Genomic DNA, 25912 nt, shown 5'->3' with positions numbered 1-25912 from the left:
GCCAGGGTTGCGAATTTGGAATGACGGTCGCCGCGACGCGGCCGGAACGGAGGGACGATGAAGGACTGGGATAGGGGGCGTGAGGCGCTCATCGCGTCGGCGGCGGCGCGCAATCGTGCGGCGATCCTCGCCGTCCTGCGGGACGTCCTGCCCGAGACCGGCACGATCCTAGAGATCGCCAGTGGATCGGGTGAGCACGCGGTCCATTTCGCCGCCGCCCTGCCGGCGCTCTCGTGGCAGCCCAGCGACCCCGAGCCGGCCTATCGCCGCAGCATCGCGGCGCATGCGGAGGCCGCAGGTCTCGCCAACCTGCGGCCTCCCCTCGATCTCGACGCCGCCGCGGCCGCCTGGCCGATCGCGCGCGCCGACGCCATCCTGTGTATCAACATGGTCCACATCGCGCCGTGGTCGGCCACGGAAGGGCTGATGGACGGAGCCGCCCGCACGCTTGCCCCGGGCGGCGTCCTGTTCCTCTACGGCGCCTTTCGCGAGGGCGGCCGCCACACCGCCGAGAGCAACGCCGCCTTCGACCAGGACCTGCGTGCGCGGGATCCGCGCTGGGGCGTCCGCGATCTCGAGACCGTCGCGGACACGGCCGCGCGGCGCGGCCTGCGGCACGAAGCCCGCATCGGCCTGCCGGCAAACAACCTGGCGCTGGTCTTCCGTCGCCCTGCGTCGACGGCCTCGGCCTGATGCCCGCTGAGTCCCAGGCCCCGCACTCGCGGGACCGCATCGAAACCCTGCGCGACGCCCTCGAAGGCCGCCAGATCGAACTCTCCCTTGCGGCCGTCGCCGCAGGGGCCGTCACGGCCCTGACCGTGCCGGGAACGGCGGCGTTGGAAGGAGGGATCAACCCGGCCCTGGCGCTGATGCTGTTCGTCACCTTCCTGCAGGTGCCCCTGCGGGCGCTGGCTCACGCCTCCACCCGCGGACGCTTCCTGGCGGCGCTGATGGTCGTCAATTTCCTCGCGATCCCCCTGTTGGTCGCCGGGCTCACCCTCTTCCTTCCCGCCGACCCGATGCTGCGTCTCGGCGTGCTGATGGTGCTGCTCACGCCGTGCATCGACTACGTGGTGACCTTCGCCCATCTCGGGGGCGCCGATGCCCGGGTCCTGCTGGCCTCGACCCCGGCCCTTCTCCTCGCCCAGATGGCGCTGTTGCCGATCTACCTGACGCTCTTTCTCGGCGCGGACGCGGGACGGTTCGTGCAGGTCGGCCCCTTCCTCCACGCCTTCGTCTGGCTCATCGCGCTGCCCTTGGCCGCGGCCGGTGCCGTCCAGGTCTGGAGCGGACGGAGCCGCCTCGGGCGACGGGCCGCGGCCGGGCTTAGTGTGCTGCCGGTCCCCGCGACGGCCCTCGTCCTCTTTGTCGTGGTCGCGGCGGTCCTGCCGCAGCTCGGCGCGAGCCGGGACGCGGCCGCACGGACGGTCCCGGTCTACCTGGCCTTCGCCGCATTGGCTCCGCTCATCGGCTGGGGAGCCGGGCGCGTTTTCCGGCTCGACGCGCCCACCGGGCGGACCCTGGCCTTCAGCGCCGCGACCCGGAACTCGCTGGTCGTCCTGCCCCTGGCCTTCGCGGTTCCGGGCGGGGTGCCCCTGCTGCCGGCCGTCATCGTCACGCAGACGCTGATCGAACTCATGAGCGAGCTGGCCTACGTCCGGATAATCCCGCTTCTCGGACGTCCGTCGATCCGATCCGCGTCCGCGCCCTAAAAACCCCTTCGCCGCGCGGTCCGGAACGGGCGGCGCGCGGCGACGTCCCTGGGATCGCGGACGGGACTCACCCAGGGTCACGGCCAGGGGCGATCGAAACCGGATCTGCGATCGGCCGTCGAAATCGGGATCGAACACCTGACAGGGTAAGCAAATCGTTCGGCGCCTGCCGCGAACGCCGTCGCCCTACGTTTCCCGCCATGCTTTAATCCAGAAAAACCGCTGCATTGCAGCGTATAGGGAGAGAAATGCCTGGAATGGACGTTCGCGTTTCAGACGCGTCCTTGTCGGACGCACGCACGCCCGGGTGGCTGTCCCGCGAAGCGATCGTCGCCAAGCCCGGCTTCAACCGATGGCTGGTCCCGCCGGCGGCCCTGGCCATCCATCTCTGCATCGGCATGTCCTACGGTCTGTCGGTGTTCTGGCTCCCCCTGTCGAGGGCGCTGAGTGTCGGCCAGCCCGCGCCGGCGGCCTGCCCGGACATGAGCATCGCCACCGCCCTGGTCACCACCACCTGCGACTGGCGCGTCAGCGACCTCGTCATCGTCTTCTCCATCGGTATCGTGATGCTCGGGCTGTCGGCGGCGGTGTTCGGCGGCTGGCTGGAGCGGGCGGGGCCCCGCAAGGCCGGCCTCGCGGCGGCCCTGTGCTGGGGCGGCGGATTCCTGATCGGCGCCCTCGGCGTCTACGTGCATCAGCTCTGGCTGATCTGGCTCGGCATGGGCCTCGTCGGCGGGATCGGCCTCGGCCTCGGCTACATCTCGCCGGTCTCGACCCTGGTGAAGTGGTTCCCCGACCGCCGGGGCATGGCCACCGGCATGGCCATCATGGGCTTCGGCGGCGGCGCCATGATCGGCTCGCCGCTGGCCACCCTGCTCATCAACACCTTCAAGACCCCGGATTCCGCTGGCGTCTGGCAGACGCTGGCGGTGATGGGCGGGCTCTACGGCGCGGCGATGCTCTGCGGCGCCTTCGGCTACCGCGTGCCCCCGGCCGGCTGGCAGCCGGAAGGCTGGACCGCGCCGGCGGCCAAGAGCGCGATGATCACCTCGGGTCACGTCCACCTGGACCGGGCCCACAAGACCCCGCAGTTCTCGGTGCTCTGCCTCAACGTCTCGGCTGGCATCGGCGTGCTCGCCCTGGCGTCGCCGATGCTGCAGGAGATCTTCGGCGGCGCCCTGATCGGTCAGCCGGGTGCCGGCTTCGGCCAGCTCGATGCCGGCCAGAAGGCCCAGATCGCGGCGGTCGCGGCCGGCTTCGTCGGCCTCCTGTCCCTGTTCAACATCCTCGGACGCTTCTTCTGGGCCTCGATGTCCGACAAGATCGGCCGCAAGGTGACCTACGCCACCTTCTTCGCCCTCGGATGCCTGCTCTACGCGGGCGCACACTGGGCGGCGTCGATCGGCTCGAAAGCGCTGTTCGTGACGTTCTTCTGCGTGATCCTGTCGATGTACGGCGGCGGCTTCGCCACGATCCCCGCCTACCTCGCCGACATCTTCGGCACGCAGTTCGTCGGTGCCATCCACGGGCGGCTCCTCACTGCCTGGTCGACGGCCGGCGTGGTCGGTCCCTTCGTGGTGACGGCGATCCGGCAGGCGCAGGTCGATGCCGGCATCCAGGGGGCGGCGCTCTACACCCGGACGATGTATATCCTGGCGGCCTTCCTGGCAGCCGGCTTCGTCGCCAACCTCCTGGTCCGGCCGCTGGCGGCGCGCTGGTTCATGAGCGACGCCGCGCTCGCCGCCAGCGCGAAGGGCGGGAACGCCACGGCAGCGGGGCGGACGAGCGCTCGCGGCATCGGCCGGGGCGGCGTCACGCCCCTCGCGATCCTCGCCTGGATCGCCGTCGGCGTCCCGATCGCCTGGGGGATCTGGAGCACGGTCTCGAAGGCGATGATCCTGTTCGGGTAAGGGCCGCACCGTCCACCCCCGGCGAAACGCCGAAGGTCCCGACCCGGCGACCGGTCGGGTGATCCGCCGCCCCCCGACGTGAGACCCTTGTCCGAAGGCGCAGCCCGGCCGGCGGGGAAGTCGGCGTCGTCCGCCCGCTCGATGCCCTCCGCCGGCTCCGACGCGGCGGACTCGTCGGCCGGCGGCGGACTGGTCCGGACGACACCTCGGCGGATCGGGCCAGCAGCGGACGAGGCCGCGTCCATCGGGGCCTCCCCGGTCTCGTCGTCGGGAGCGAGGCGACGATGCGCAGACCTAGATCAGTGCCGCGGCGCTCGGAGCAAAGCCCTCCACGAGGCCGGCGGCGCTGGCGACGGCATTGATCCGGATCGCCGCCCGAAGGAATAGCACCATAATTCCTGTCGTACTGTTCTCCGACCTCGACAATGACTATTTTCGTGCAAACTTTCCTTCTGTTTTGGGACAAATCACTGCCCATCACCGTTTCTGACGAAATACGGAAATACTCATGACTTTTATTCTCGAATACATTTCTAATTAGACAATCTAACTCATTGAATTTTGTCCTGTAACCTTTTCAGATTTCCGCCTTTCCAGCATAGGATGGATCTAAGCTGTGTTTTGAAGCCACACCCACCGGGATAATACAAGCACAGGCTTTTGCGGCGTAGAAAACACACCTCTCGGTTGTCTAGATAGGGCGCGCCGCGTTGTCGCTGCACCGTTCTCGGGTGCCGTCCCGCATCGCGACCAGCATCGGGAGACAGCCGTGATCCGAACGCCATTCAGATTTCGCACCGGAAACGAGACCTACGAAAACTCCGGAGCCGTCCGCAGGTGCGACGGTCCGCCGACCGGGACAATGGGCGCGGCACCCGCCGTTCGGACGACCCTGCGCGCCCTCCGATCGCTGGCGCGCCGTCTGTCGGCTGCCTTCGCCCTGCTGGCCCTCGCCGGCGCCCCCGCGATGGCGGGGTCCGCGGCCCAGCCGGGCCAGACCATCGGTGCCGCGGCCGGCGCCCAGCTTCCGGTGGGTCTCTACTTCGTCAACACGTCCAGCTTCGGGGTGCGCGACACGCGCCCGCTCGACTCGGAATTGAACGTCAACCTGCCGGCCTTCGTCTGGGCGACGCCCTGGACCCTGTTCGGCGCGCGCCTGAACCTCATCGCGATCCAGCCCGTCGTCGCCTCGAGCCCCCGCGGCACGCCCTACCAGAGCGGCATCGGCCAGCCGCTGCTGGCCGGCCAGCTCGCCTGGAACCTCGGCAACAATTTCGGCGTCAGCTACCTCTTCGGCGGCTACCTGCCGATCNCAGAGCGGCATCGGCCAGCCGCTGCTGGCCGGCCAGCTCGCCTGGAACCTCGGCAACAATTTCGGCGTCAGCTACCTCTTCGGCGGCTACCTGCCGATCGAGACCCGCTTCCTGACCCAGAACGCCTCCCTGAGCCACCGCTTCGCCGCCAGCTACACCGGGGACGGCCTGAACCTCACAGCCAACCTGCTCTACGGGATCTTCCTCGACCCGATCTCGCCGCAGGGCGGGGTCTATCCCGACTATCTCAACCTCGATCTCACCGCGACGAAGAAGTTCGGCAAATGGGAGGTCGGCCCCGTGGCCTTCGCCTCCACCGACCTGCCGACCCGCTTCCCCGGCTATCGCCGCCAGGGCCAGATCGCGGTGGGCGGCCTCGTCGGGTACAATTTCGGCCCGGTGAACCTGCAGGCCTACGTCACCCAGGACGTGGTCGAGCGCAATTACGGCGGCCGCGAGACCCGAGGCTGGCTCCGGGTCATCGTGCCGATCTACAAGGAGAGCACCAACGCCGCCGCGCCATCCGTCCCACTGACGGGCCCGGGGCGGATCGAACGCCGATAGCGGTTCTCGAAAACCGTTCCTCGGAGCCGCGCCGCGCCCGTCGCTTCGATCAGGCGATCAAGCGGAGGGCGGCCTGATGGTCGGTCGGGGCGGGCCAGGTCGCGATGGCGCTCAGGGCGCCCGCCAGGGGGGCCGGCCGACCGAAATAGAAACCCTGGCCGAAGGCGCAGCCCATGCCGGCGAGAAGGTCGGCCTCGCCGGCCTGCTCGATTCCCTCGGCCACCACGGACACCGCCAGATCGTCGGCCAGCCGGAGGATCGTCTGCACGATGCCCCGGCTGGTCTGGTCGGCCAGGAGGGTGCGCACGAAGGCGCGGTCGATCTTCAGGGTCGTCACCGGCAGGGTGCTCAGATAGCTCAGCGAGGAATAGCCCGTTCCGAAATCGTCGATCGCGATCCCGAGGCCCGCGTTCCGGCACTGCGTGAGCGCGGCAGCGGCACGCTCAGGATCGTCCATCAGCATGCTCTCCGTGACCTCGATCTTGAGGCTGGAGGGGGCGATCCGGGTCCGCGCCAGGAAGTCGGCGATCATCTCGGGGAACGAGGCGCCGGCGAGGTCGCGGCCCGAGACGTTGACGGTCATGAAGAGCGGACCGTCGAGCGCGCCGGGATTGGTCTGGGCGGCGAGCAGGAGCTCGGGGAAGACCCGCCCGACTTCCTCGAAGGCATACGCGGTCAGGTCGACGATGAGACCGGACGCCTCGGCCGCCGGGATGAACTCGATGGGCGGCACCAGGCCCCGGGTCGGGTGGCGCCAGCGCATCAGGGCTTCGAACCCGGCCAGCCGCCGGGACGACAGCCGCACGATGGGCTGGAAGTACAGCTCGAACTCGCCGTTGCGCAGGCCGGCGCGGATCTCGCGCTCCAGCGACAGGGCGCCGAGGGCGGCCGCGAAGGTCTCGGACGGGGGGGCATCGGCGCCGAGGACCGGCGGCGGCGCCGTTCCCTTCATCTGCTCGAGGATGGCCACCGTCTGCCGGTAGCGCGACAGCACCACGCCCAGGCACATCCGCAGGATCGGATCGGTCTGCGCGATGCGGTGGGCGAGCTGCTCCTCCGTGATGACGACGAGTTCGCTGTCCTCCAGGGCCCGCACGGCGGCGGAGCGCGGCTGGTGATCGAGGATCGCCATCTCCCCGACGATCTCGCCGGGGCCGCGATGCGCCAGGATGAGGTCCCCCTCCGGACGCTCGAGGACGATCTCCAATCGGCCGCTCACGATGAGGTAGGCCGCATCGCCCAGGTCGCCGGCCGAGAACAGGCGCGCACTGGCCGGGAGGTGATGATGGTCCAGGGACTTCGCTTGGGAACGCGGCACGGAAGGTTCCAGGCTGGGCACAATGATGGCCCGGGGCGAACCGTGCCGGGGGCCGGTTAAGAGCTGGCGAACGGCAACCGCTTTGTTTCACGCGCCGTCTCCTATCCTTAACGAGATCTCAGCACGGCGGCGCGAGACTGATCGCAAAGACGCCCCGCGCGGAGCCTGCCCCCGATGTTCCTGTCACGACGCCTGGCCCCGGTGGGCGTGGGCCTTGCCCTGGTGCTGGCCCTCCTGGCCGTGCGGACCGTCGTTCCGGAGCCGTTCGAGCGCCTGCGGCAGGCGGCCTTCGACAGCGCCCAACGGATCAGCCCCCGCGCGACCGACAACGCCGCGGTTCGGGTCGTCGACATCGACGAGGAGAGCCTGAAGCGGCACGGCCAGTGGCCCTGGCCGCGCCACGTGGTGGCGGACCTCGTCGCGGCCCTGCAAAACCTCGACGCCGGCGTCGTCGCCCTCGACATGGTCTTCGCCGAGCCCGACCGCACCTCGCCCGCGCTCCTGGTGCCCGACTGGGCGCGGCGCTTCGGCTTTCGCGCGGCGGAGCCCGAGACGGCCCTGCCGGACCACGATGCCGCCCTGGCGGCGGTGTTCGCCCGGGGCCGCGTCGTCGCCGGCTTCGCGCTGACGCCGGACGCGCAGGGCGAACCCGTCACGCGCAGCGCCGGCTTCGCGACGATCTCCGGCGATCCCGGCGAGACGGTCCCCAACTTCCGAGGCTCGGTCCAGAACCTGCCCGTGCTCGACGCGGCCGCCGCCGGCCACGGCAGCTTCACCATCGCGGCCGGCAGCGACGAGATCATCCGGAGCCTGCCGCTGCTCGCGACGGTGGGAAACCGCCTGGTGCCCTCCCTCGCCCTCGACGCCCTGCGGGTGCTGCAGGACGAGGAAAGCTTCAAGGTGCGGGCGGAGCGCGATGGCGCGACCCTGACCGGCTACACGATCCGCGTCGGGGCGGTCGATCTCTCCGTCGACCGCTCCGGCGCCCTGGCCCTCCACTTCCCGAAGGCCCGCTCGACGCCGACGATCGCCGCCTGGCGCCTGCTCGATCCCGATCAGCGTCCAGGCCTGCGCCCGGAGATCCAGGGCCGCGCGGTCTTCGTCGGCACCAGCGCGGTCGGCTTGTCCGACCTGCGCCCCACGCCGATGACCCCGTTCGAGCCCGGCGTGAACCTGCACGCGATGGCCCTCGATCAGGTCATCGGCGGGCAAGCGCTCAGTCGCCCGGCCTGGGCGCTGGGTGCGGAGATCGTGGCGGCGCTGGTGCTCGGCCTCGCCGCCGCCCTGGCCTGCGGTTTCGGGCGGCTCAGCAGCGCCGGGCTCGGCATGGCCTTCCTGGCGCCCGTGCCGACCTTCGCCGCCCTGGCCCTGTTCGCCCGGGGCGGCCTGCTCCTCGACCCGACGCTGCCGACCCTCGGCCTCCTCGTCGCCCATGCGGGCGGGAGCCTCGCCCGCTATGCGGGCTCGGAGCGTTCCGCCCAGCGCCTGCGCGCCGCCTTCACGCACTACCTGTCGCCGGACCTGGTGGCGGTGCTGGCCAGCGACCCCGGCCGGCTGAAGCTCGGCGGCGAGACCCGCGAGATGACGTTCCTCTTCACCGACCTCGAGGGCTTCACCGCGATGACCGAGGCCTCCGGCGCCGAGGCCCTCGTCAACCTGCTGAACGCCTATCTCGACGGCCTGTGCTCCATCGCGATGGCCCATGGCGGCACCGTCGACAAGATCGTCGGCGACGCGGTGCACGTCATGTTCAACGCGCCCCTCGACCAGCCCGACCATGCCGCGCGGGCGGTGGCCTGCGCGCTGGCCCTCGACGCCTTCGCGGAGGCGTTTCGCCAGCGGCAACGGGCCCAGGGCGTCCCCTTCGGCGCGACCCGCATCGGCATCAATACCGGACGTGCCGTGGTCGGCAATTTCGGCGGGACGCGCCGCTTCGACTACACGGCGCACGGCGATGCGATCAACGTTGCGGCGCGGCTCGAATCCGCCAACAAGGCGCTCGGCACCCGCATCTGCATCGCCCGCACCACCTGCGACCAGGTGTCCGGCGTCAGCTTCCGGCCCATCGGGACGCTGATGCTGAAGGGCAAATCCGTGGGCGTCGAGGTCTTCGAGCCGACGGGACAGGCCAGCGACGCCCTGGACGCCTATCGCGTGGCCTTCGGGCGGTTGGTCGCGGGGGACGCCGGCGCGGCCGAGGCGCTGCTGGGCCTGCACGCGGCCAACCCCGACGACCCGATCCTGGCGCTCCATGCCCGCCGCATCCGGGCGGGCGAGCGCTCCGTCAGTATGGCGGCCTGAGACGAAAGTCTCAGGGGAGGACGAGGAGCACCACCAGGGCGATGTTCGTGAGCTGGTGCAGGAACTGATCGAAGCCCATCAGCCACCAGAAGCGCGGGTCGGTCATGGGCCAGCGGGTGCGGTGGGCGACCAGGGTCTTAGCCCGGTCGATCAGTCCGTGGACCACGAAGTCGAGGAGCGCGAGCCACCACAGGCCGGGCCTGTAGAGCAGGGCGATCGCCAGGGTGCCGAGGGCATGCGTCCCGGCATGGACGGCGAGCGGCGCCGCCCAGCCCGCGACCCGCTCCTTGCCGCGGGCCATCCAGTCCGTCTGGACGACGAAGTCGATCAGGTAATGCTTGGCCGCCATCGCAACCAGGAGGGCCGCCAGGGTCGACAGGGGGACGGGCATGTCGAGGGCCTGCACCAGGGCGGTCTCCAAAGGGTCGGGCGGCGCGGGACCGCGATACCGCCCGGGCATCGCCGCAGGCTACCGGAACGGTGGGTAGAATCCCACCGCCCCGGCGCCTGCCGCAGGATTCGTCAGCGGTTCAGAGTGGGGACGAACTGCGCCTGTTCGCTGATCGTGACCGTCGCCACGGCGCGCTTGGTCCGGTCGTCCGGCCAGGGGGCGGCCGCCTCGGGTGCGCGGCCCTTGTAGACCATCGTCCCCTGACCCTTGCGCATGAGCACGCTGCCGCGCTTCGTCTTGAGCATCACCTCGCCGTCGAGCACGAGCACGCCATAGCCGCCGTCGATGGCGCCGCCCCAGACCGTCGTCCCGCGCACCCCGAGGGTGCCGACGGCGGTCTTGATCGCGACGTTGCCGCCGGTCGGCCCTTCGATCTTGCCGCCGACGAAGAGGAAGGCGCCGCGCGCCACCGAGAGGGCGAGCTTCCCGCCCTGCGCGCCGGGCTTGTAGACGAAGTCGTCCACGGTGAGCCTGCCGTTCTCGCCGAGGGTCAGCACGGTGTCGTCGGCGAGCTTGGCCTCGAGGCGCGACTCGGCGCCGGTGCGGATCATGTCCTTGAAGAACACCGGCCCCTGGGGAGCCATGTCGCGGGCCTGGCCGGACTGGGAGGCGACGGCTTGGCGGTCGACCTTGGCGACCACGCCGACCTGCTGGGGTGCGGCGATGGCCGGCGCGACGCCGACGAGGAACAGGGCAGCGAAGGTGCCGAAGGATTTCAGGGTCACGGTCATCGTCCACGAGACAGGGGCGGGAGAGCAGGCACGTGGACGGGATGGCGAAGGTCCGCTCGGGTTGAACGACGGCAAGGCACCGGTACACGTCCCCGGGGTCTACGCCCGCGCCGTTAAGTATCGCTGAATAGCCTGACCCCGTTGAAGCGCGTCCGACCTTCGTCTTGCGAAAACGCGCCTAGACGCTGGAGGACGGGCGAAACACGGCACAGTTGCCGGTATTGTCAAAGAGTTGTGCCCGGGTGCTCGGCCGGTTTCGATCCACGCCCACCGCGCCGCCCGACCGGGACCGGCTCAGGCGGAGGGGGGCTCAGGCGGAGGGGACTTGCGCGACACGAATGTTGTTGGTGGTGCCGGCCACCGCGAAGGGGATGCCGGCGGTGATCACGACACGGGCGTGGGGCAGGGCGAAACCTTCCTCCACCGCGTGAGCGAGCGCATTGGCCACCATCGCCTCGTAGGAATCCACCTCGTCGGCGCGCAGGCTGTGCGCCCCCCAGAGCAGGCACAGCCGGCGCGAGGTCGCGAGATCCGGCGTCAGGGCCAGGATGGGCACCTGCGGCCGGCGTCGCGCGATCCGGGCCGCGGTGGTGCCGCTGAGCGTGTAGGCCACGATGGCGGCCGCCCCCACCGCGTCGGCGAGGGTCGCGGTGGCGCTGGCGACGGCGTGGGGCGGCGTCTCCTCCTCGCCCGGATCGGTGGCGGTGATCAGCGAGCGGTAGAGCTTGTGCGTCTCGGTCCGGTGGATGATGCGGGCCATCATGGTCACGGTCTCGACCGGGTACTGGCCGGTGGCGGATTCGGCCGAGAGCATCACCGCGTCCGCCCCGTCATAGATGGCGGTGGCCACGTCCGAGGCCTCGGCCCGGGTCGGCGTCGGGGCCGAGACCATGGAGTCGAGCATTTGGGTGGCGACGATCACCGGTTTGACCGCCAGCCGGCAGGCCCGGATCAGCTCCTTCTGGCGTCCGGGCACGTCCTCGTGCGGGATCTCGACCCCGAGATCGCCCCGCGCCACCATGACGGCATCGGACAGGCGGATGATGTCGTCGATGCGCTCCAGGGCCTGGGGCTTCTCGACCTTGGTCATCAGCCCGGCCCGGTCACCGATCAGGGCCCGGGCCTCGATGAGGTCGGCGGGCTTCTGGACGAAGGAGAGTGCGACCCAGTCCACCCCGAGCTCAAGCCCGAAGGCGAGGTCGGCCCGGTCCTTGGCGGTGAGCGGGGAGAGGTCGAGGAGGGTGCCGGGCAGGTTCACGCCCTTGCGGTTCGAGAGCGTTCCGCCGGTGATCACCTCGGCGGTGAGGCTGTCACCGGTCAGGCCGGTGACCCGCACGCGCACCCGTCCGTCGTCGATGAGCAGATCCTGGCCCGGGGCCACCGCCAGGAAGATCTCCCGGTGGGGCAGGGGGATGGCGTGCCGGTCGCCTTCGGCGCCCTCCAGCACGAAGCGCACCGTCTCGCCGGGCGCGACGTCGAGGCGCCCGCCCGCCAGGGTGCCGAGGCGGATCTTGGGCCCCTGCAGGTCCTGGAGGATTCCGATAGGCCGGCCGGTCTCCCGTTCCAGGGTGCGGATCGCCGCGTAGACCCGGGCATGGTCGTCCTGCGTGCCGTGACTGAAGTTGAGGCGGAAGGTGTCGACCCCGGCGACGAAGAGCCGGTGCAGCATGTCGGGAGACGACGAGGCGGGTCCGACGGTCGCGACGATCTTGGCGTGGCGGTTGCGGCGCATGAATCCCACGGCCGCGCACGGCCGCCTCCCTGGATCGAAGGCAGAGGATCACGCCGGGATGCACCGTCCTGACGGTGATCCCGACGGGTGAGGCAAGCGGTGACGATGTCGGCCCGCCGGAACGTCCGGCGACCATCGGCTGAGGCGAAAATCCTAGCGCAGGGCAACGCCAGGGTAAACGCCGGACGGCCGTCCGTCTCGCCGGACCACTCCCCGCTCGGAAACGCGCTGCGATGCCGGACACGAATCCCGGGACGCCGACGGTCTGATCGTCACGCGCCCGATCGGTGCCGCCCAGCGCGTCCGCAACGGTACGGCGACTCCTGTCGGTCTGGGGGATCGCACGCGACGAAGCTTTCGCCGCCGCAGACGCAACTTCAGATTTAGTATTCGATTACCTGTCGTTGAATGATCCGGGAAATTTCGCCTTTCGCATCGAATACCGTAAAAATAAAACCGTCATTGGATGTTTTCTTCACTGCGAGGCCTATTGCGACGATGGACGTCGACAGCCTGCCATTCTCGTCGAAGCAATTACTGCGTCTCCTCGACAGCCAGGGCATCAGCGGCACGTGGGAATGGCACTTCGCCAGCGACCAGCATGTCTGGTCCTCCGGCCTGTTCCGCATCCTCGGGCTCGATCCTCAGACGACCCGCCCAAGCTACGAGCTGTTGATCGGCCTTGTGCATCCGGAGGATCGTGGGAGGATGGCGAGCGGCGCCGGCCTCATCGGGGCCATGTCGCAGGAAAAGCAGACGATCCGCGTGATCCGTCCGGGCGGCTCGAATCGCGTCCTGTCGCTTCGCAGCGAGATCCACCTGGCCCCCGACGGACGTCCCCAGGGGATTGCCGGAAGCGTCCTCGACGTGACGGAGCGGGAAAATCTGAGACGGGCCCTCGCGGCGGAGCGGCGACGCCGGCGAGCGCTGTTCGACCGCACCCGGACCCTGACCTTCTCAAACGATCCGGACTACGCCTACACCTTCACGGAAGAAGCCTACGAATTGACCGGCCTCTCACCCGAGGAGACGGCGGACGACGCGTTTCTGGCGATCGTGACCGAGGAGCGGGAACACTGGCGCGCCGTAAGCCTCGCGGCGCACCAGGTCGGACAGGTCTACACGATGAAGCCGGTCCTCTATATCGCCGGCGGGAAGCGGGAGCGCTTCGAGATCTTCACGGTTCCGATCGTCGATGGGCGCGGCCAGGTGGTGGACTGGAGCAATCTCGCGCGGCCCCTCGGCACACGGGGAAGTCCACCCGTCGGGATGCTGCTGAAGGGGCTCGAGCAGGCGATCGCCGGACGTCACCTGCGTGCCGCCCGCGCCCTGCTGGACTGGTCCATGTCCGATCTCGCCAGGGCCGCAGGCCTCTCCCTGTCGACCGTGAAACGCATGGAGGAGCATCCGGACGGCACGGCCCAGCAATCCCGGCACAAGGCCATGGAGACGCTGCGACGGTTCGGAATCCGGTTCTCCGTCATGGACGACGGCCTGATCGCCGTCGGGCATCGCTGAGGGCGACGGATCTCTGCGCCGCACGCGCCCGCCGGAAGATTCCGCGACGAGACGATTTCACGGCGCGACGATCGCGAGGACGGACCCTGCCGCCGAACGCGCGGTCCCGTCGCGGACCGGCGCGCATCGATGGCGCGCCGAGCGGGATCGCATGAGGCGGTTCGGTCGCTCAAGCACCGGCGGAGGATCGGTTCAACACGAAGACCCGCCCCCGATGGCCCGGGGACAGGCCTCGTACCGCGCCCGACCCTCGTCGCGCTGCATCGCGCCACTCAGAGGCTCCCGTCGCCGTGATGGCCGTCCTGGAGGCGAATGGCGATGTCGGTTCCGTCCGCGTTGAAATCCTGACGCGCAGTGGTGGGCTGGGCCGGTATGGCGGGTTTCGTCTTCGCCGCGTCCAGGGCCGTGTACTTTGCGGGGAGACGCTGCTGTCTCGTGGCCGCCGAGGCCGGTGCGGAACTCATGGCCGCCAGGGACAGGCCGACCAATCCGAGGATAGGAATGGAATGTTTCATCGTTTCCTCCCGTCGTGTTTTACGACGGCACGAAGATCGCCCGATCCCAGGAACTGTCATCCCCCAAACTGACTAAACAACTCAAGTATTCGTACAAAACTTCGCCCTGATACATTCTATATCTACGATCATGATCCTCGATTGACCCTATCCCAACGATTGCATGACAATATATATTTGTGAACATGCGCGGTCGGGCTGCGATCACCGTGAACCGCATGCGGAAGTGTGGCGAGCGGATGGAAGGGGTCGCCGATCAGGGCAGGCTGGAGAGCCGGGACACCAGCATCACCAGTTCGGCCTGCCGATGGGTATGGGTCTTGGTGAAGATCGAGCGGAGCTGGGTCCGCACGGTGGCGACGCGGACACCCTGGAGCCCCGCCGCTTCCGCGAGGGTCGCGCCCTGGGCCATCAGGGTGGCGAGTTTCGCTTCCGTGCGCGTCAATCCGAAGACCTGCTCCAGGGCGGCGCGGTTGAGGAGTGGCGTCGCGTCGAGGTCGATCAGGAGCAGGACCGAGTGCGGCCCGTCAGCGCCGTCGACCGGAAGCGGCACGGAACTCATGATCAGCGGGCGCTGGTCGGGGCGCTCCACCAGGATCCAGTTCTCACTGTCCAGTTGGAAGCGTGCCCGACCCTGCCCGAGCAACCGCTTGACGATCCCGCGCCCGAGCCCGTTCAGAACCTCGACCTCGACCTCGGACCGGCTCAAGCAGAACAGACTCTGGAAGATGTGGCGTGCGCTGTCGTTGATGGCCAGCACGTGTCCATTCGTCGAAAGCACGAGCCCGCCGTAGCCCATTCGGTCGAAGACCCGCAGGAATGGCATCCCGACAAGCATGGTCGCGACCTGCTTCTCCCTACCCGGTCCGGCGCAGCACCTGCCCTGGATAACGGTAGGCAATCTTCGCGCATGGTCAATACGCCTATGTTTGCGTCGATACTTATCGTTCTCGCGAAATCATATTCACGCGCGTGATCGAACCTCTTCAGAACGGCACGATGTGCAGACGTCTTCTCGACCGACAAGGCGCCTGCACGCGGGCGCACACGACGTTCGGGTATCGGCGGGCCCCGGGCCGGTGCCGAGATTGCGCCGAAGCGGCTGATTCGGGCGACGAGCGGATCGGGCAGGGCGGATTCGTCGACCGTTCCCCGCGATCGTTCGACCTGTGATCCACCGGTCAGGCCGGCGATGGCCCGGCGGTGTCGGCGCCGGGCTCGGTCAGGCGTCTCCGGGAAGCGCGCGCAGCTCCTGGCGGAAGCGGCGGCCGTTGGCGACGTAGTTTCCGGCGGTCTGCGTCAGGCGCTCCGCGCTCTCCGCGTCGAGCGTACGCACGGCCCTGGCGGGAGCGCCGACGATGAGGCTGTTGTCGGGAAACGCCTTGCCCTCGGTCACCAGCGCATTGGCACCGATCAGGCAGTTGCGACCGATGCGGGCGCCGTTCAGGATCGTGGCCCCCATGCCGACGAGACTGCCGGCGCCGATGGTGCAGCCATGCACGATGGCCCGATGCCCGACGGTGACATCGTCTCCGAGGTGCAGGGGAAAGCCGGGATCGGCATGCAGCACCGCCCCGTCCTGGATGTTGGTGCGGTCGCCGATCCGGATCTCGTCGTTGTCGCCGCGCAGGACGGCGCCGAACCAGATCGAGACCTCGCGGCCGAGATGGACGCGCCCGATCACGTGAGCCCCCGGGGCGATCCAGGTGCTGTCCGGGTCGGCGAGCTGCGGCCGATGCGGGCCGAGGGCGTAGAGGGTCATGCGGCGTTCTCGCTCAGGTGCCGGTCCAGGCCGCGGGCCGCTTGGCCAGGCAGGCCTCGACCCCGGCCGCGAAGTCGCGGCTGCCGTAGCATTCCGCGATGAGGTCCGTCGCCTCGGCCTGCGGGTCCCGCTCCAGGCGGCGCAGCATCGCGCGGGTGACCCGCATGGTCACGGGGGCATGTCCGAGCAGGCGCTCGCAGAGCGCCGCCACCTCGGCGTCGAGACGATCGGGTTCCGCCACGGCGGCGAGGTAGCCCAGCGGCGCCAGGGACTCGGCGGTGGGCATCTCGGCCAGCAGCATCATGCGGGTGACGAGGCCCTGGCCGAGGGTCGCCGTGAGCCGACGCAGGTTGGCCGGCGAGAGGCAGTTGCCCAGGGTCCGGGCGATGGGGACCCCGAAGCGGGCCCCGGCCTGCGCCACCCGGAGGTCGCAGGCATTGGCGATGGCGAGGCCGCCGCCCACCGCCCAGCCCTCGATCACCGCCACGGTCGGCACGCGGCAGCGCTCCAGCCCGGCGACGTAGCCCTCGATGCGGGCCTCGTAGGCGACGCCGTCCGCGCCCGTGAAGCCGACGAACTGCTCGATGTCCGTGCCGGCCACGAAGGCCTGGCCGCCGGCGCCCCGCAATACGGCGACGCGCACGGACGGATCCGCCTCGATGCGCGCGAGGCTTTCCGCCAGGGCGTCGTACATCGCGAAGGTGAGGGCGTTGCGAGCGGCCGGCCGGTCGAAGGTGAGGTGGGCGACGCCGCCCTCGACCCGGTAGCGGACGGCCCCCGCGTCGGTGGTCGCGTTCATGCGGCGAAGGCCCCCTCTGCGCGCAGGCGCTCGACCGCCGCCTCGGACAGGCCGAGCTCCGACAGGATCTCGTCGGCGTGCTCGCCCAGGAGCGGCGCGTGGCGGCGGACCTGGGCCGGCGTGCCCGAGAGCTTCACCGGGAAGCCGATGTTCGGCACGTTGCCCTCGATCGGATGGGGCACCTCGATGCGCATCTGGCGGTGGCGGCCGTGCTCGCTCTCGAAGGCCTCCGGATAGGTGTTCATGCGCCCGGCCGGGATGCCGGCGGCCAGCAGATCGGCCACCCACTCCTCGGCGGTCTTGGCGGCGAAACTCGTCTCCAGCTCGGCGATCAGGACCTCGCGGTGGGCGAGGCGCCCGGCGATGTCGCCGAAGCGGTCGTCGGCCAGCAGATCCTCCCGGCCGAGCACGTCGCAGAGCAGGCGCCAGAGCTTCTGGTTCGTCGCCCCCATGACGAAGTAGCCGTCCGCCGCCCGCACCGCCTGGTAGGGCGCGCTCATGCGGTTGGCCGTGCCCAGGGGCTCCGGGATCCGGCCGGTGCCCCAGTACTCGCTCGTATCCCAGATCGAGAAGGCCAGCGCCGAATCGAACAGCGACGCGTCGATGTACTGGCCCTCGCCGCTGGCCTGCCTTCCGATGTAGGCGCTGAGGATGCCGTAGACCGCGAACAGCGCGCAGCCGATATCGGCCACCGGCACGCCGGCCTTCACGGGCGGCCCGCCGGGATGGCCGGTGACGCTCATGACGCCGGACATCGCCTGGGCCATGAGGTCGTAGCCAGGGCGCTTGGCCCAGGGGCCGGTCTGCCCGAAGCCCGAGATGCTGGCGTAGATCAGGCCGCGGTTGCGCGCCCGCATCGCGTCGTAGCCGAGACCGAGGCGGGCCATCACGCCGGGGCGGTAGTTCTCGACCACGATGTCGGCGGTCTCGGCCATGTCGAGGAGGAGGTCGCGGCCCGCCGGGCTCTTCAGGTTGAGGGCGAGGCTGCGCTTGTTCCGATTCATGTTGAGGAAGCCCATGCTGTCGGGCCCCTTCATCTTGAATCCCATGGCGCCCCGGGTCTGGTCGCCGGTGCCGGGCGGCTCGATCTTGATCACGTCCGCCCCGAGATCGGCGAGCAGCATGCTGCAGACCGGCCCCGCCATTACCTGCGTCACGTCGAGGACGCGCAGGCCCGCCAGGGGCAGGGGACGGGAACTGGGGCGGGATGTGTCGTGCACGGGTTCGTCCATCGTGCTCGGCTCCTGTGTTGCTCGCGTAACCCTCCCCCTCTGCGGGGGAGGGTGGGATCCAGCGCTATTCCGCCGGGACGGCCCGTCCCAGCGGCACCGCGGGCTCCTCCACGAACGGACGCTCGGGGTGCATGGTGAAGGCGAGGCCGGCGCCGAGCAGGCAGAGGCCGACGGACCCGGCGAAGGGCAGGGTCCAGCTTCCCGTCATGTCGACGATCATCCCGAAGACGATCGGCGAGATGATCGCCGCCACCGCCGAGCCGGTGTTCATCAGGCCGGCCGCCGTGCCCGAATATTTCGGCGCGATGTCCATCGGCACCGACCAGATCGGGCCGATGACCAGCTCGGCGAAGAAGAAGCCCGAACTCAGCAGCAGCGCCACCAGGGTCAGGTCGCGGGTGAAGAACACGCCGGCGAGGCTCGCCGCCGCGCCGAGGAACCCGACCACGATGACGCTCAGGCGGGCGAGCTTGAGGTTGCCGGTCTTCTTCAGGATGCGGTCGCTGAAGACGCCGCCGAGGGTGTCGCCGACGACGCCGGCGAAGAACACGCCCGAGGCGAACAGGGCCGAGTTCTTCAGGTCGAGGCCGTAATTGAGCTTGAAGAAGCTCGGCAGCCAGCCGAGGAACAGCCACAGGGTCCAGCCGTAGCAGAAGTAGGTCAGCGTCACCGGCAGCATGCGCAGGGTCAGGCGGCTCCAGGGAATGTTCTGCTTGGCGCCGACCTTGCTCGGCGGCGGCAGGACGGCCAGTTCCTCCGGGGTGATCGCCGGATGGTCCTTCGGATCGTCGCGGAAATACAGGTACCAGACCACGACCCAGGCGAAGCTCGCCACCCCCAGGACGACGAAGCCGAGGCGCCAGCCCACATGGTAGATCAGCACGGCCACGATGGGCGGTGCCACCGCGTTGCCGAGCCGGGCGAAGGCGTGGGTGATGCCCTGCGCGAAGCCGCGCTTGCCCGGCGCCGTCCAGTTCTGCATGGCGCGGGTGGCGGTGGGGAAGGTCGCGCCCTCGCCGAAGCCCAGCAGCACGCGGGCGAGGAACAGGCTGATCAGACCGCCGACGAGGCCGGTGAGGATCGTGGCCGAAGCCCAGATCAGGCCGCAGACCAGGAGCGTGCGCCGGGCGCCGAACTTGTCGCCCACCGAGCCGCCGATGACCTGGAAGATGGCGTAGGGGTAGGCGAAGGCGGACAGGATCAGGCCGAACTGGGTGTTCGAAAGCCCGAGATCCTTCATGATCTCGCCGCCCGCCGTCGCAATGTTCACCCGGTCGAGATAGGTGACGAAGTACATCAGGCAGAGCAGAAACAGGACCATGTTCGACGCGGAGACGCGTCTCTTCGCTGGTCCTGACGCGGTCATGCGTCCTTGATCTGGCGTCATCGGGGTTTCCTCCGGTTGAACGCGTCCTCCCGCCCGGTCTGATCGCCGGGCTGTTTGTGGGGGTGCGTCGGGGTGGTGTGATGAGGGCGTCGGGTCTTCGTTTCTCCGAGGGTTTCGCCTTTGGCACTCGGTCATCCCGGGGCCGCGCAGCGGAGCCCGGAATCCAGAACCGCAGGGTTCATCGCGTCCGGCACCGTCGGCGGATCTGGATTCCGGGCTCGCCTTCGGCGCCCCGGAATGACGGGCTGTCAGGCCCCGATCCGTCGGGTCCGCCGGAGGTGGCTCCTCAATCGTCCAGCCCGGAACGCAGGGCGTCCATGGCGGCCAGCACGCCGCCACGGGTGTGGGGCACGGCGCCGGCCTTCAGGCCCATCTCAACGCCGGACAGGGCGGCCATCAGCATGAGGTCGTTGGTCTCGCCGAGATGGCCGATGCGGAAGACCTTGCCGGCGACCTTCGCAAGGCCGGTGCCGAGGGACAGGTCGTACTTCTCGAGGATCAGGGTGCGCAGGGCGTCGGCGTCATGGCCCTCCGGCATCACCACGGCGGTGAGCACCGGCGAGTACTCCGACGGCTCCTGGCACAGGACCTCGAGGCCCCAGGCCTCCACGGCGGCGCGGGTCGCGGCGGCGAGGCGCTGGTGACGGGCGAAGACCTGGGGCAGGCCCTCCTCCCTCAGGATGGCGATGGCCTCGCGCAGGCCGTAGAGCAGGTTGGTCGCCGGCGTGTAGGGGAAGTAGCCCGCCGCGTTCGGCTTCAGCATCTCCTGCCAGTCCCAGTAGGAGCGTGGCAGGGTGGCGGTCTTGGTGGCGGCGAGCGCCTTGTCCGAGAGCGCGACGAGGCCGAGGCCGGGGGGCAGCATCAGGCCCTTCTGCGAGCAGCTCACCGAGACGTCGACGCCCCAGGAATCGTGGGCGTACTCGGCCGAGCCGAGGCCCGAGATGGTGTCGACGAGGAAGAGGGCCGGATGATGGGCCCGGTCGATGGCCTTGCGGATCTCGGCGATGCGGCTCGTGACGCCGGTGGAGGTCTCGTTGTGGACCACCATCACGGCCTTGATCGACTTCGCCCGGTCCTCGGCCAGGATCGCCTCGACCCTGGCCGGATCGACGCCCCGGCGCCAGTCGCCGGGTACGAACTCGACCTCGATGCCCCAGCGGGCCGCCATCTGGCGCCACAGGGTGGCGAAGTGGCCCGTCTCGAACATCAGCACCCGGTCGCCGGCCGAGAGGGTGTTGACGATGGCGGCCTCCCAGGCCCCGGTGCCCGAGCCGGGATACAGGATCACCGGCGCGCGGGTTTGGAACACGGCCTGCGCGCCCTCCAGCACCGCCCGCCCGAGCTTGGCGAAATCGGGACCGCGATGGTCGATCACCGGCATGTCCATGGCGCGCAGGACGCGCTCGGGCACCGGGCTCGGGCCCGGGATGTGCAGGAAATGGCGTCCGGTCCGTGTCGTCATGGGGGCCTCGCAGGCTTTGAGGTGCGCCAGACGAAGCTGGCAGGTCGCGGGACGGGGGCAGCACGGTCGCGTCGAAGGGCGAGCAGCGCTGGATTGTCGTCGATACGATCCGCGTCCGGTTGAATCGACCAGAAATTTGCATTCATTTTTGCGCGACACAAGCATTATTTTGCGCTCGATCGCCCTCGACCGCGGCGCAACCGGCTGATATTTCTGGAACGATGATGCTCGATTCCGTCCCGGATGCCGCGGTCGACCCGGAGGCCGCATCCCCGCCCCGGATCGCGGGCGCGGGGGTCGCCTCGCTGCACGGGACCTTGCTGGCGCAGCTTCGCGACTACGTGGTCGAGGGCAACCTCGCCCCCGGGGCGCGCGTGCCAGAACGGCTCCTCTGCGAACGCTTCGGCATCTCGCGCACCCCCCTGCGGGAAGCCCTGAAGGTGCTGGCCTCCGAGGGACTGATCGACCTGCTGCCGAACCGGGGCGCGCGGGTCCGCCAGCTCGGCCCCGACGAGATGGTGGCATTGTTCGACGTCATGGGCGGTCTCGAGGCCCTGGCCGGTCGCCTCGCCTGCGAGAAGATCACCGAGGCGGGCTTTGCCGAGATCGAACGCCTGCACCACGAAATGTACGCGGCCTATCTCCGCCGCGACCTGCACGGTTACTTCGCCGGCAACCAGGCGATCCACGACCGGATCGTGGAGGCCGCCGACAACGAGCCCCTGCGGACGACCTACGCGAATTTCGCCGGGCGCCTGCGCCGGGTGCGCTACGCGGCCAATCTCGACAAGGACCGCGACCGCTGGGGCGAGGCCATGCGCGAGCACGAGGAGATCCTCGACGCCCTGCGGCGCCGGGCCGGATCGGAGCTCAGCGACATCCTGTTCCGTCACCTGCGCAACAAGCGCCGCGCGGCCGCCGTGTGGGAAAGCGCGACGGCCGGTGCCTGATGGCCACGATGGGGTCCACGCCGAGTCCTTCGCCGGATCTCGGCGAAGCCGATCAGCCGGCGCGCGCCGACAGGCGCCCGGCCTCGGCGCGGATCACCTCGGCCGCTCGCAGGATGCTGGGCTCGTCCACCTCGAGATGGGTCGTGGCGCGGATCTGATGGGCTCCGATCGCCCGCACCCGGACATCCTGTGCGAGGCAGGCCTGGGCGAAGGCGGCGGCCGTGACGCCGAGGGGCTCCACCGAGAAGCACAGGATGTTGGACTGGGCCGCACCTTCGTCGATGGCGAGGCCGGGCGCCCCCGCGATCCGGTCGCGCAGCAGGGCCGCGTGGGCGTTGTCGCGGACGAGCTGGTCGACGTGGTGATCGAGGGCGTAGAGGCCGGCGGCCGCCAGGATGCCGGACTGGCGCATGGCCCCGCCCAGGCGGTACTTCCAGCGCCAGGCCTCGGTGATGAACGCCCGCGTCCCGCACAAGACGGCCCCGACCGGGCAGCCGAGGCCCTTGCTGAGGTCGATCCAGGCGCTGTCGAAGCCCTGCGCGTAGTCCTTCGCGGCGATGCCGGTGGCCGCCACCGCGTTGAGGAGACGGGCCCCGTCGATATGCGCCCGCAGGCCCCGCTCATGGGCGATGTCGCGGATGCGCCGCATGTCCGGGAGCGCCCAGACCGAACCGCCGGAGAAGCTCGTCGTCTGCTCGATCGAGACCAGGGCGGAGCGCGGCGCCGTGCGGGCGGACGGGCGGATGGCCGCCGCGAAGGCCTCGGGCGTGTAGACACCCGCAGGGGTCTTCAGGGCCATCACGGAGACGCCGCCGATGGCGGCCGAGCCGGCGGCCTCGGTGTTGTAGATGTGGGACTGGTCGTCCACGATGATCTCGTCGCCGGGCCGGGTCTGCACCAGGATCGCCACGAGATTGCACATCGTGCCGGACGGCATGAAGACGCCCGCCGCCTGGCCGAGCAGGTCCGCCACCCGTTCGCAGAGCGCCAGGGTCGTGGGGTCGGAATCCGACTGCTCATCCCCCACCTCGGCCCGCGCCATAGCGTCCCGCATCCCCGTCGTGGGCCGCGTCTGGGTGTCGCTGAACAGGTCGATCATCTTGCAAGCCCGTTTGCATTCAAAATATCACCGGTATCTTAGCTCCGGCGGCCCAGACCGCTACCCCATCCGGCGGCCGCAGCCCGGCATTCCGATCCGGATGCCCATCCGCAACCCGAGGACGATGACGCATGACCGCCACGGCTGAGCCATCGACCACGCCGCGGGCGGCGAACCACACGCCCCGCGCGGCCACTCGACTGAATGCCGGGCTCGCCCGGCGGCTGGCCGAGGCCCTGCAGGGCGAGGCCCGCTTCGATCCCTTCACCCGGGGACGCTACGCCACCGACGCCTCGATCTACCAGATCGTGCCGACCGGCGTGGTGCTGCCGCGCTCGGCCGCCGACATCGCCGCGACCCTGAAGATCGCCGCCGAGCACGACGTGCCCGTCATCCTGCGCGGCGGCGGTACCTCGCAGAACGGCCAGCCGATCGGGCACGGCCTCGTGGTCGATTGCTCGCGCCACTTCAACGGCATCACCGCCTACGATCCGCAAGCGGGCACCATCACCGTCGAGCCCGGCATGGTGTTGGAACGCCTGAACACCCGGGTGAAGGCGGACGGCTGGTTCTTCCCCGTCGAGCCCTCCACCGCCACCCGCTGCACCATCGGCGGCATGGCCGGAAACAATTCCTGCGGCGCCCGCTCGCTCCGCTTCGGCAAGATGAGCGACAACGTCCTGGCCATGGAGGCGCTGTTCCCCGACGGCACCGCCTTCGGCTTCGGTCTCACGGGCCACGACAGCACCGGGGTCACGGGCCCGGACCGGGCCACGCACCTCGCCGCCGCGATGCGCGCGCTCGCCGAGGCGGAGCGCGACGAGATCCTGGCCCGGTATCCGCGGGTGCAGCGGCGGGTCGGCGGCTACAACCTCGACGCCCTGATCGAGGCGCGGCCGAACCTCGCCCACCTCCTCGTCGGCTCCGAGGGCACCCTGGCGGCCACCACCGGCGTCACCCTGAAGCTTTCCCGGCTGCCCGCCCACCGGGTCATGGGCGTCTGCCACTTCCCGTCCTTCCGCGCCGCCATGGAAACCACGAAGGCGCTGGTCGACCTCGATCCCGTGGCGGTGGAACTCGTCGACAACAACGTGCTGGTCCTCGGGGCCGACATCCCGCTGTTCCGCACGACGCTCGCCGACATCACCCGCGGCACGCCGAACTGCCTGCTGCTGGTGGAATTCGCCGGCGACGACCGCGACGCGCTGCTGGCCGACCTCGTGCGCCTCGACGCCTGCATGAGTGACTACGGCTTCCGGAACGCCGTGGTGAAGGTGCCCGAGCCCGTCCGGCAGAAATCGGTCTGGGAGGTGCGCGAGGCCTGCCTCAACATCATGATGTCGATGAAGGGCGACGCCAAGCCGGTCTCCTTCATCGAGGACTGCGCGGTGCCCCTGGAGCACCTGGCCGACTATACCGACGCCGTCACCGAGGTCTTCACCCGCCACGGCACCCGCGGCACCTGGTACGCCCACGCCTCGGTGGGCTGCCTGCATGTCCGCCCGATCCTCGACATGAAGCAGGGCGGCGACGTCGCCAAGATGCGGGCCATCGCCGAGGAGGCGAGCGCGGCCGTACGCCGCTTCAAGGGCTCCTACTCGGGCGAGCACGGCGACGGCATCTCTCGCTCGGAATACATCGCGCCGATGTTCGGGGCGCGCCTGACCCGCGCCTTCGAGGCGGTGAAGGACGGCTTCGACCCGGACAACCGCCTCAACCCCGGCAAGATCGTCCGGCCGCTGCGCATGGACGACCGCGCGCTGCTGCGCTTCCAGCCGGGCTACGCCGTGACCGAGCCCACCGTACCCGCCCTCGACTGGTCCGATTGGGGCGGCTTCGGCCCCGCCGTCGAGATGTGCAACAGCAACGGCACATGCCGGAAGCTCGCCGGCGGCGCCATGTGCCCGTCCTACCGCGTCACCAAAGAGGAACAGCACCTGACCCGGGGCCGGGCCAATTCCCTGCGGCTCGCCATCTCGGGCCAGCTCGGGCCGGACGCCTTCACCAGCCCGGAGATGAAGCGGACCCTGGACCTCTGCGTCTCCTGCAAGGCCTGCCGGCGCGAATGCCCCACCGGCGTCGATATGGCCAAGATGAAGATCGAGTTCCTGCACCATTACCACGCCCGGCACGGCCTGCCGCTGAAGGAGCGCCTGGTGGCAGCCCTCCCGCTCTACGCCGGCACGGCGGCGCGGCTCGCGCCCCTCCTCAACCTGCGCGACCGCCTGCCGGCCCTGGCCCGCCTGTCCGAGCGCTGGGTCGGCCTTTCGGCCCGCCGGACGCTTCCGCAATGGCGCCGGCCCTGGCGCGAATCGGGCGAGCCCGCCCATCCCGCCGACGTCACCGGCGATTTCCGCGACGTCGTCCTGTTCGGCGACACCTTCAACCGGGCCTTCGAGCGCGAGAACCTGGAGGCGGCCGAGCGGGTGCTGGTCGCCGCCGGCTACCGCCTGCACCGGGTCTTCCCCCATCGCGGTCGCCGCCCCCTCTGCTGCGGACGGACCTACCTCGCCTCGGGCCAGACCGACCGGGCCCGGGCCGAGGCCCGGCGGACGCTGAGCGCGCTGCTGCCCTATGTCCGGGCCGGCGCCCGGATCGTTGGCCTCGAGCCGTCCTGCCTGCTGACCTTCCGCGACGAGTTCGCCTCGCTCCTGCCCGGCCCCGACGCCGCCGAACTCGGGCGCGCGAGCGTCCTGTTCGAGGAACTGCTCGCCGCCGACCTCAAGGCCGGTCGGATCGACCTGCCGCTCGCCGACCAGGGCGGCCGGGTCGCCCATCTCCACGGCCATTGCCACCAGAAGGCCTTCGCGGCCATGGGTGCGGTGGAGACGGTCCTGCGGGTGGTGCCAGGTCTCGATGTCCGCCCGATCGAGTCGAGCTGCTGCGGCATGGCCGGCGCCTTCGGCTACGGCGCCGAGACCATCGACGTGTCCCTGGCCATGGCCGAGCTGTCACTGTTCCCGGCCCTGCGCCAGGCCGGCCCGGACGATCTCGTGGTCGCCGACGGCACGAGCTGCCGCCATCAGATCCACGACGGCCTCGGCCTCACCGCACGTCACGTCGCGCGCGTTCTCGACGACGCCCTTGTGACCTCGACACGTCCTTCGCCCGCGTTGCGAAACGGAAAGCCGTTTTTGCCGCTGTAATACCAACGAT

20 protein-coding genes and 1 pseudogene are annotated in these 25912 nt (G+C 69.9%); 9 read left to right on the top strand and 12 right to left on the bottom strand.

The features are described 5' to 3' along the window. The first annotated feature begins 57 nt into the window (after positions 1 to 57). From ASG63_RS07700 to ASG63_RS25920, 5 genes and pseudogenes are all read left to right on the top strand, one after another. Positions 58 to 693, top strand: a complete 636-nt coding sequence (locus ASG63_RS07700; RefSeq protein WP_056213818.1) for a DUF938 domain-containing protein — start codon at positions 58 to 60, stop codon at positions 691 to 693. Then, positions 693 to 1712, top strand: coding sequence for an arsenic resistance protein (locus tag ASG63_RS07695; protein WP_200957532.1), 1020 nt, complete (start codon positions 693 to 695; stop codon positions 1710 to 1712). Before ASG63_RS07700 ends, ASG63_RS07695 begins: the two co-directional genes overlap by 1 nt. A 257-nt stretch (positions 1713 to 1969) precedes the next feature. Next, positions 1970 to 3622: an OFA family MFS transporter gene (locus tag ASG63_RS07690; protein ID WP_056213815.1), complete on the top strand. Its 1653-nt coding sequence runs from the start codon at positions 1970 to 1972 to the stop codon at positions 3620 to 3622. A gap of 862 nt (positions 3623 to 4484) precedes the next feature. Continuing rightward, positions 4485 to 4934: pseudogene (locus ASG63_RS25925) on the top strand (transporter); the annotation flags it as partial. 1 nt (position 4935) lies between these two features. Then, positions 4936 to 5499: transporter (locus ASG63_RS25920; RefSeq protein ID WP_210171798.1), on the top strand; the 564-nt coding region annotated here is incomplete at its 5' end. Between the two features lie 49 nt (positions 5500 to 5548). Here the strand turns inward: ASG63_RS25920 and ASG63_RS07680 are convergent. Then, positions 5549 to 6817: an EAL domain-containing protein gene (locus ASG63_RS07680; RefSeq protein WP_056213812.1), complete on the bottom strand. Its 1269-nt coding sequence runs from the start codon at positions 6815 to 6817 to the stop codon at positions 5549 to 5551. Between the two features lie 174 nt (positions 6818 to 6991). Here ASG63_RS07680 and ASG63_RS07675 point away from each other — a divergent pair, with 174 nt between their 5' ends. Beyond that, a complete protein-coding gene (locus ASG63_RS07675) occupies positions 6992 to 9118 on the top strand; it encodes a CHASE2 domain-containing protein (protein WP_056213809.1) in 2127 nt (708 codons plus the stop codon). Positions 9119 to 9128: 10 nt separating this feature from the next. Here ASG63_RS07675 and ASG63_RS07670 read toward each other — a convergent pair whose 3' ends face one another. From ASG63_RS07670 to pyk, 3 genes are all read right to left on the bottom strand, one after another. Next, the gene (locus tag ASG63_RS07670) at positions 9129 to 9524 is read right to left on the bottom strand and encodes a DUF3307 domain-containing protein (RefSeq protein ID WP_056214008.1); all 396 of its coding nucleotides are present in this window, start codon (positions 9522 to 9524) and stop codon (positions 9129 to 9131) included. Positions 9525 to 9640: 116 nt separating this feature from the next. Continuing rightward, the gene (locus tag ASG63_RS07665; RefSeq protein ID WP_162239171.1) at positions 9641 to 10294 is read right to left on the bottom strand and encodes a FecR family protein; all 654 of its coding nucleotides are present in this window, start codon (positions 10292 to 10294) and stop codon (positions 9641 to 9643) included. Positions 10295 to 10610: 316 nt separating this feature from the next. Then, positions 10611 to 12032, bottom strand: a complete 1422-nt coding sequence (gene pyk / locus ASG63_RS07660; protein ID WP_056213805.1) for a pyruvate kinase — start codon at positions 12030 to 12032, stop codon at positions 10611 to 10613. Between the two features lie 498 nt (positions 12033 to 12530). Between pyk and ASG63_RS07655 the strand changes: the two genes are divergently transcribed. Further along, a complete protein-coding gene (locus ASG63_RS07655; RefSeq protein WP_056213803.1) occupies positions 12531 to 13550 on the top strand; it encodes a PAS domain-containing protein in 1020 nt (339 codons plus the stop codon). A 272-nt stretch (positions 13551 to 13822) separates the two neighbouring features. On the opposite strand, the gene ASG63_RS07650 is transcribed toward ASG63_RS07655, so the two are convergent. The 7 genes from ASG63_RS07650 to ASG63_RS07620 form a co-directional block, all read right to left on the bottom strand. Then, positions 13823 to 14065 carry a hypothetical protein gene (locus ASG63_RS07650; RefSeq protein WP_056213800.1) on the bottom strand — a complete coding sequence of 81 codons (243 nt, stop codon included), beginning with the start codon at positions 14063 to 14065 and terminating at the stop codon, positions 13823 to 13825. Positions 14066 to 14321: 256 nt separating this feature from the next. After that, entirely contained in the window at positions 14322 to 14903 is a 582-nt protein-coding gene (locus tag ASG63_RS07645; RefSeq protein ID WP_056213796.1) for a helix-turn-helix transcriptional regulator, read from the bottom strand. A gap of 384 nt (positions 14904 to 15287) precedes the next feature. Continuing rightward, complete coding sequence (locus ASG63_RS07640; RefSeq protein WP_056213792.1) at positions 15288 to 15827, bottom strand: gamma carbonic anhydrase family protein; 540 nt, start codon at positions 15825 to 15827, stop codon at positions 15288 to 15290. A 13-nt stretch (positions 15828 to 15840) separates the two neighbouring features. Beyond that, positions 15841 to 16626 (bottom strand): enoyl-CoA hydratase, encoded by a 786-nt coding sequence (locus tag ASG63_RS07635; protein WP_056213788.1) that lies wholly within the window; start codon positions 16624 to 16626, stop codon positions 15841 to 15843. Next, positions 16623 to 17858, bottom strand: coding sequence for a CaiB/BaiF CoA transferase family protein (locus tag ASG63_RS07630; RefSeq protein ID WP_056213785.1), 1236 nt, complete (start codon positions 17856 to 17858; stop codon positions 16623 to 16625). Before ASG63_RS07630 ends, ASG63_RS07635 begins: the two co-directional genes overlap by 4 nt. Positions 17859 to 17922: 64 nt before the next feature. Beyond that, positions 17923 to 19224, bottom strand: a complete 1302-nt coding sequence (locus ASG63_RS07625) for an MFS transporter (RefSeq protein WP_056213782.1) — start codon at positions 19222 to 19224, stop codon at positions 17923 to 17925. A gap of 307 nt (positions 19225 to 19531) precedes the next feature. Beyond that, positions 19532 to 20707 carry a pyridoxal-phosphate-dependent aminotransferase family protein gene (locus ASG63_RS07620; RefSeq protein ID WP_056213781.1) on the bottom strand — a complete coding sequence of 392 codons (1176 nt, stop codon included), beginning with the start codon at positions 20705 to 20707 and terminating at the stop codon, positions 19532 to 19534. Positions 20708 to 20928: 221 nt separating this feature from the next. Here ASG63_RS07620 and ASG63_RS07615 point away from each other — a divergent pair, with 221 nt between their 5' ends. Beyond that, complete coding sequence (locus ASG63_RS07615; protein ID WP_056213778.1) at positions 20929 to 21657, top strand: GntR family transcriptional regulator; 729 nt, start codon at positions 20929 to 20931, stop codon at positions 21655 to 21657. Positions 21658 to 21709: 52 nt separating this feature from the next. Here the strand turns inward: ASG63_RS07615 and ASG63_RS07610 are convergent, their stop codons facing one another. Beyond that, the gene (locus tag ASG63_RS07610; RefSeq protein WP_056213775.1) at positions 21710 to 22756 is read right to left on the bottom strand and encodes a threonine aldolase family protein; all 1047 of its coding nucleotides are present in this window, start codon (positions 22754 to 22756) and stop codon (positions 21710 to 21712) included. A 131-nt stretch (positions 22757 to 22887) separates the two neighbouring features. On the opposite strand from ASG63_RS07610, the gene ASG63_RS07605 reads away from it, so the two are divergent. Then, positions 22888 to 25902 carry an FAD-binding and (Fe-S)-binding domain-containing protein gene (locus ASG63_RS07605; RefSeq protein WP_056213773.1) on the top strand — a complete coding sequence of 1005 codons (3015 nt, stop codon included), beginning with the start codon at positions 22888 to 22890 and terminating at the stop codon, positions 25900 to 25902. The last annotated feature ends 10 nt before the right edge of the window (positions 25903 to 25912 follow it).

Origin of the sequence: Methylobacterium sp. Leaf94, assembly GCF_001426045.1 — a bacterium.
Lineage (GTDB): Bacteria > Pseudomonadota > Alphaproteobacteria > Rhizobiales > Beijerinckiaceae > Methylobacterium.
The sequence above is the reverse complement of the archived record's forward strand: the minus strand, read 5'-3'. Positions and strand labels throughout refer to the sequence as shown.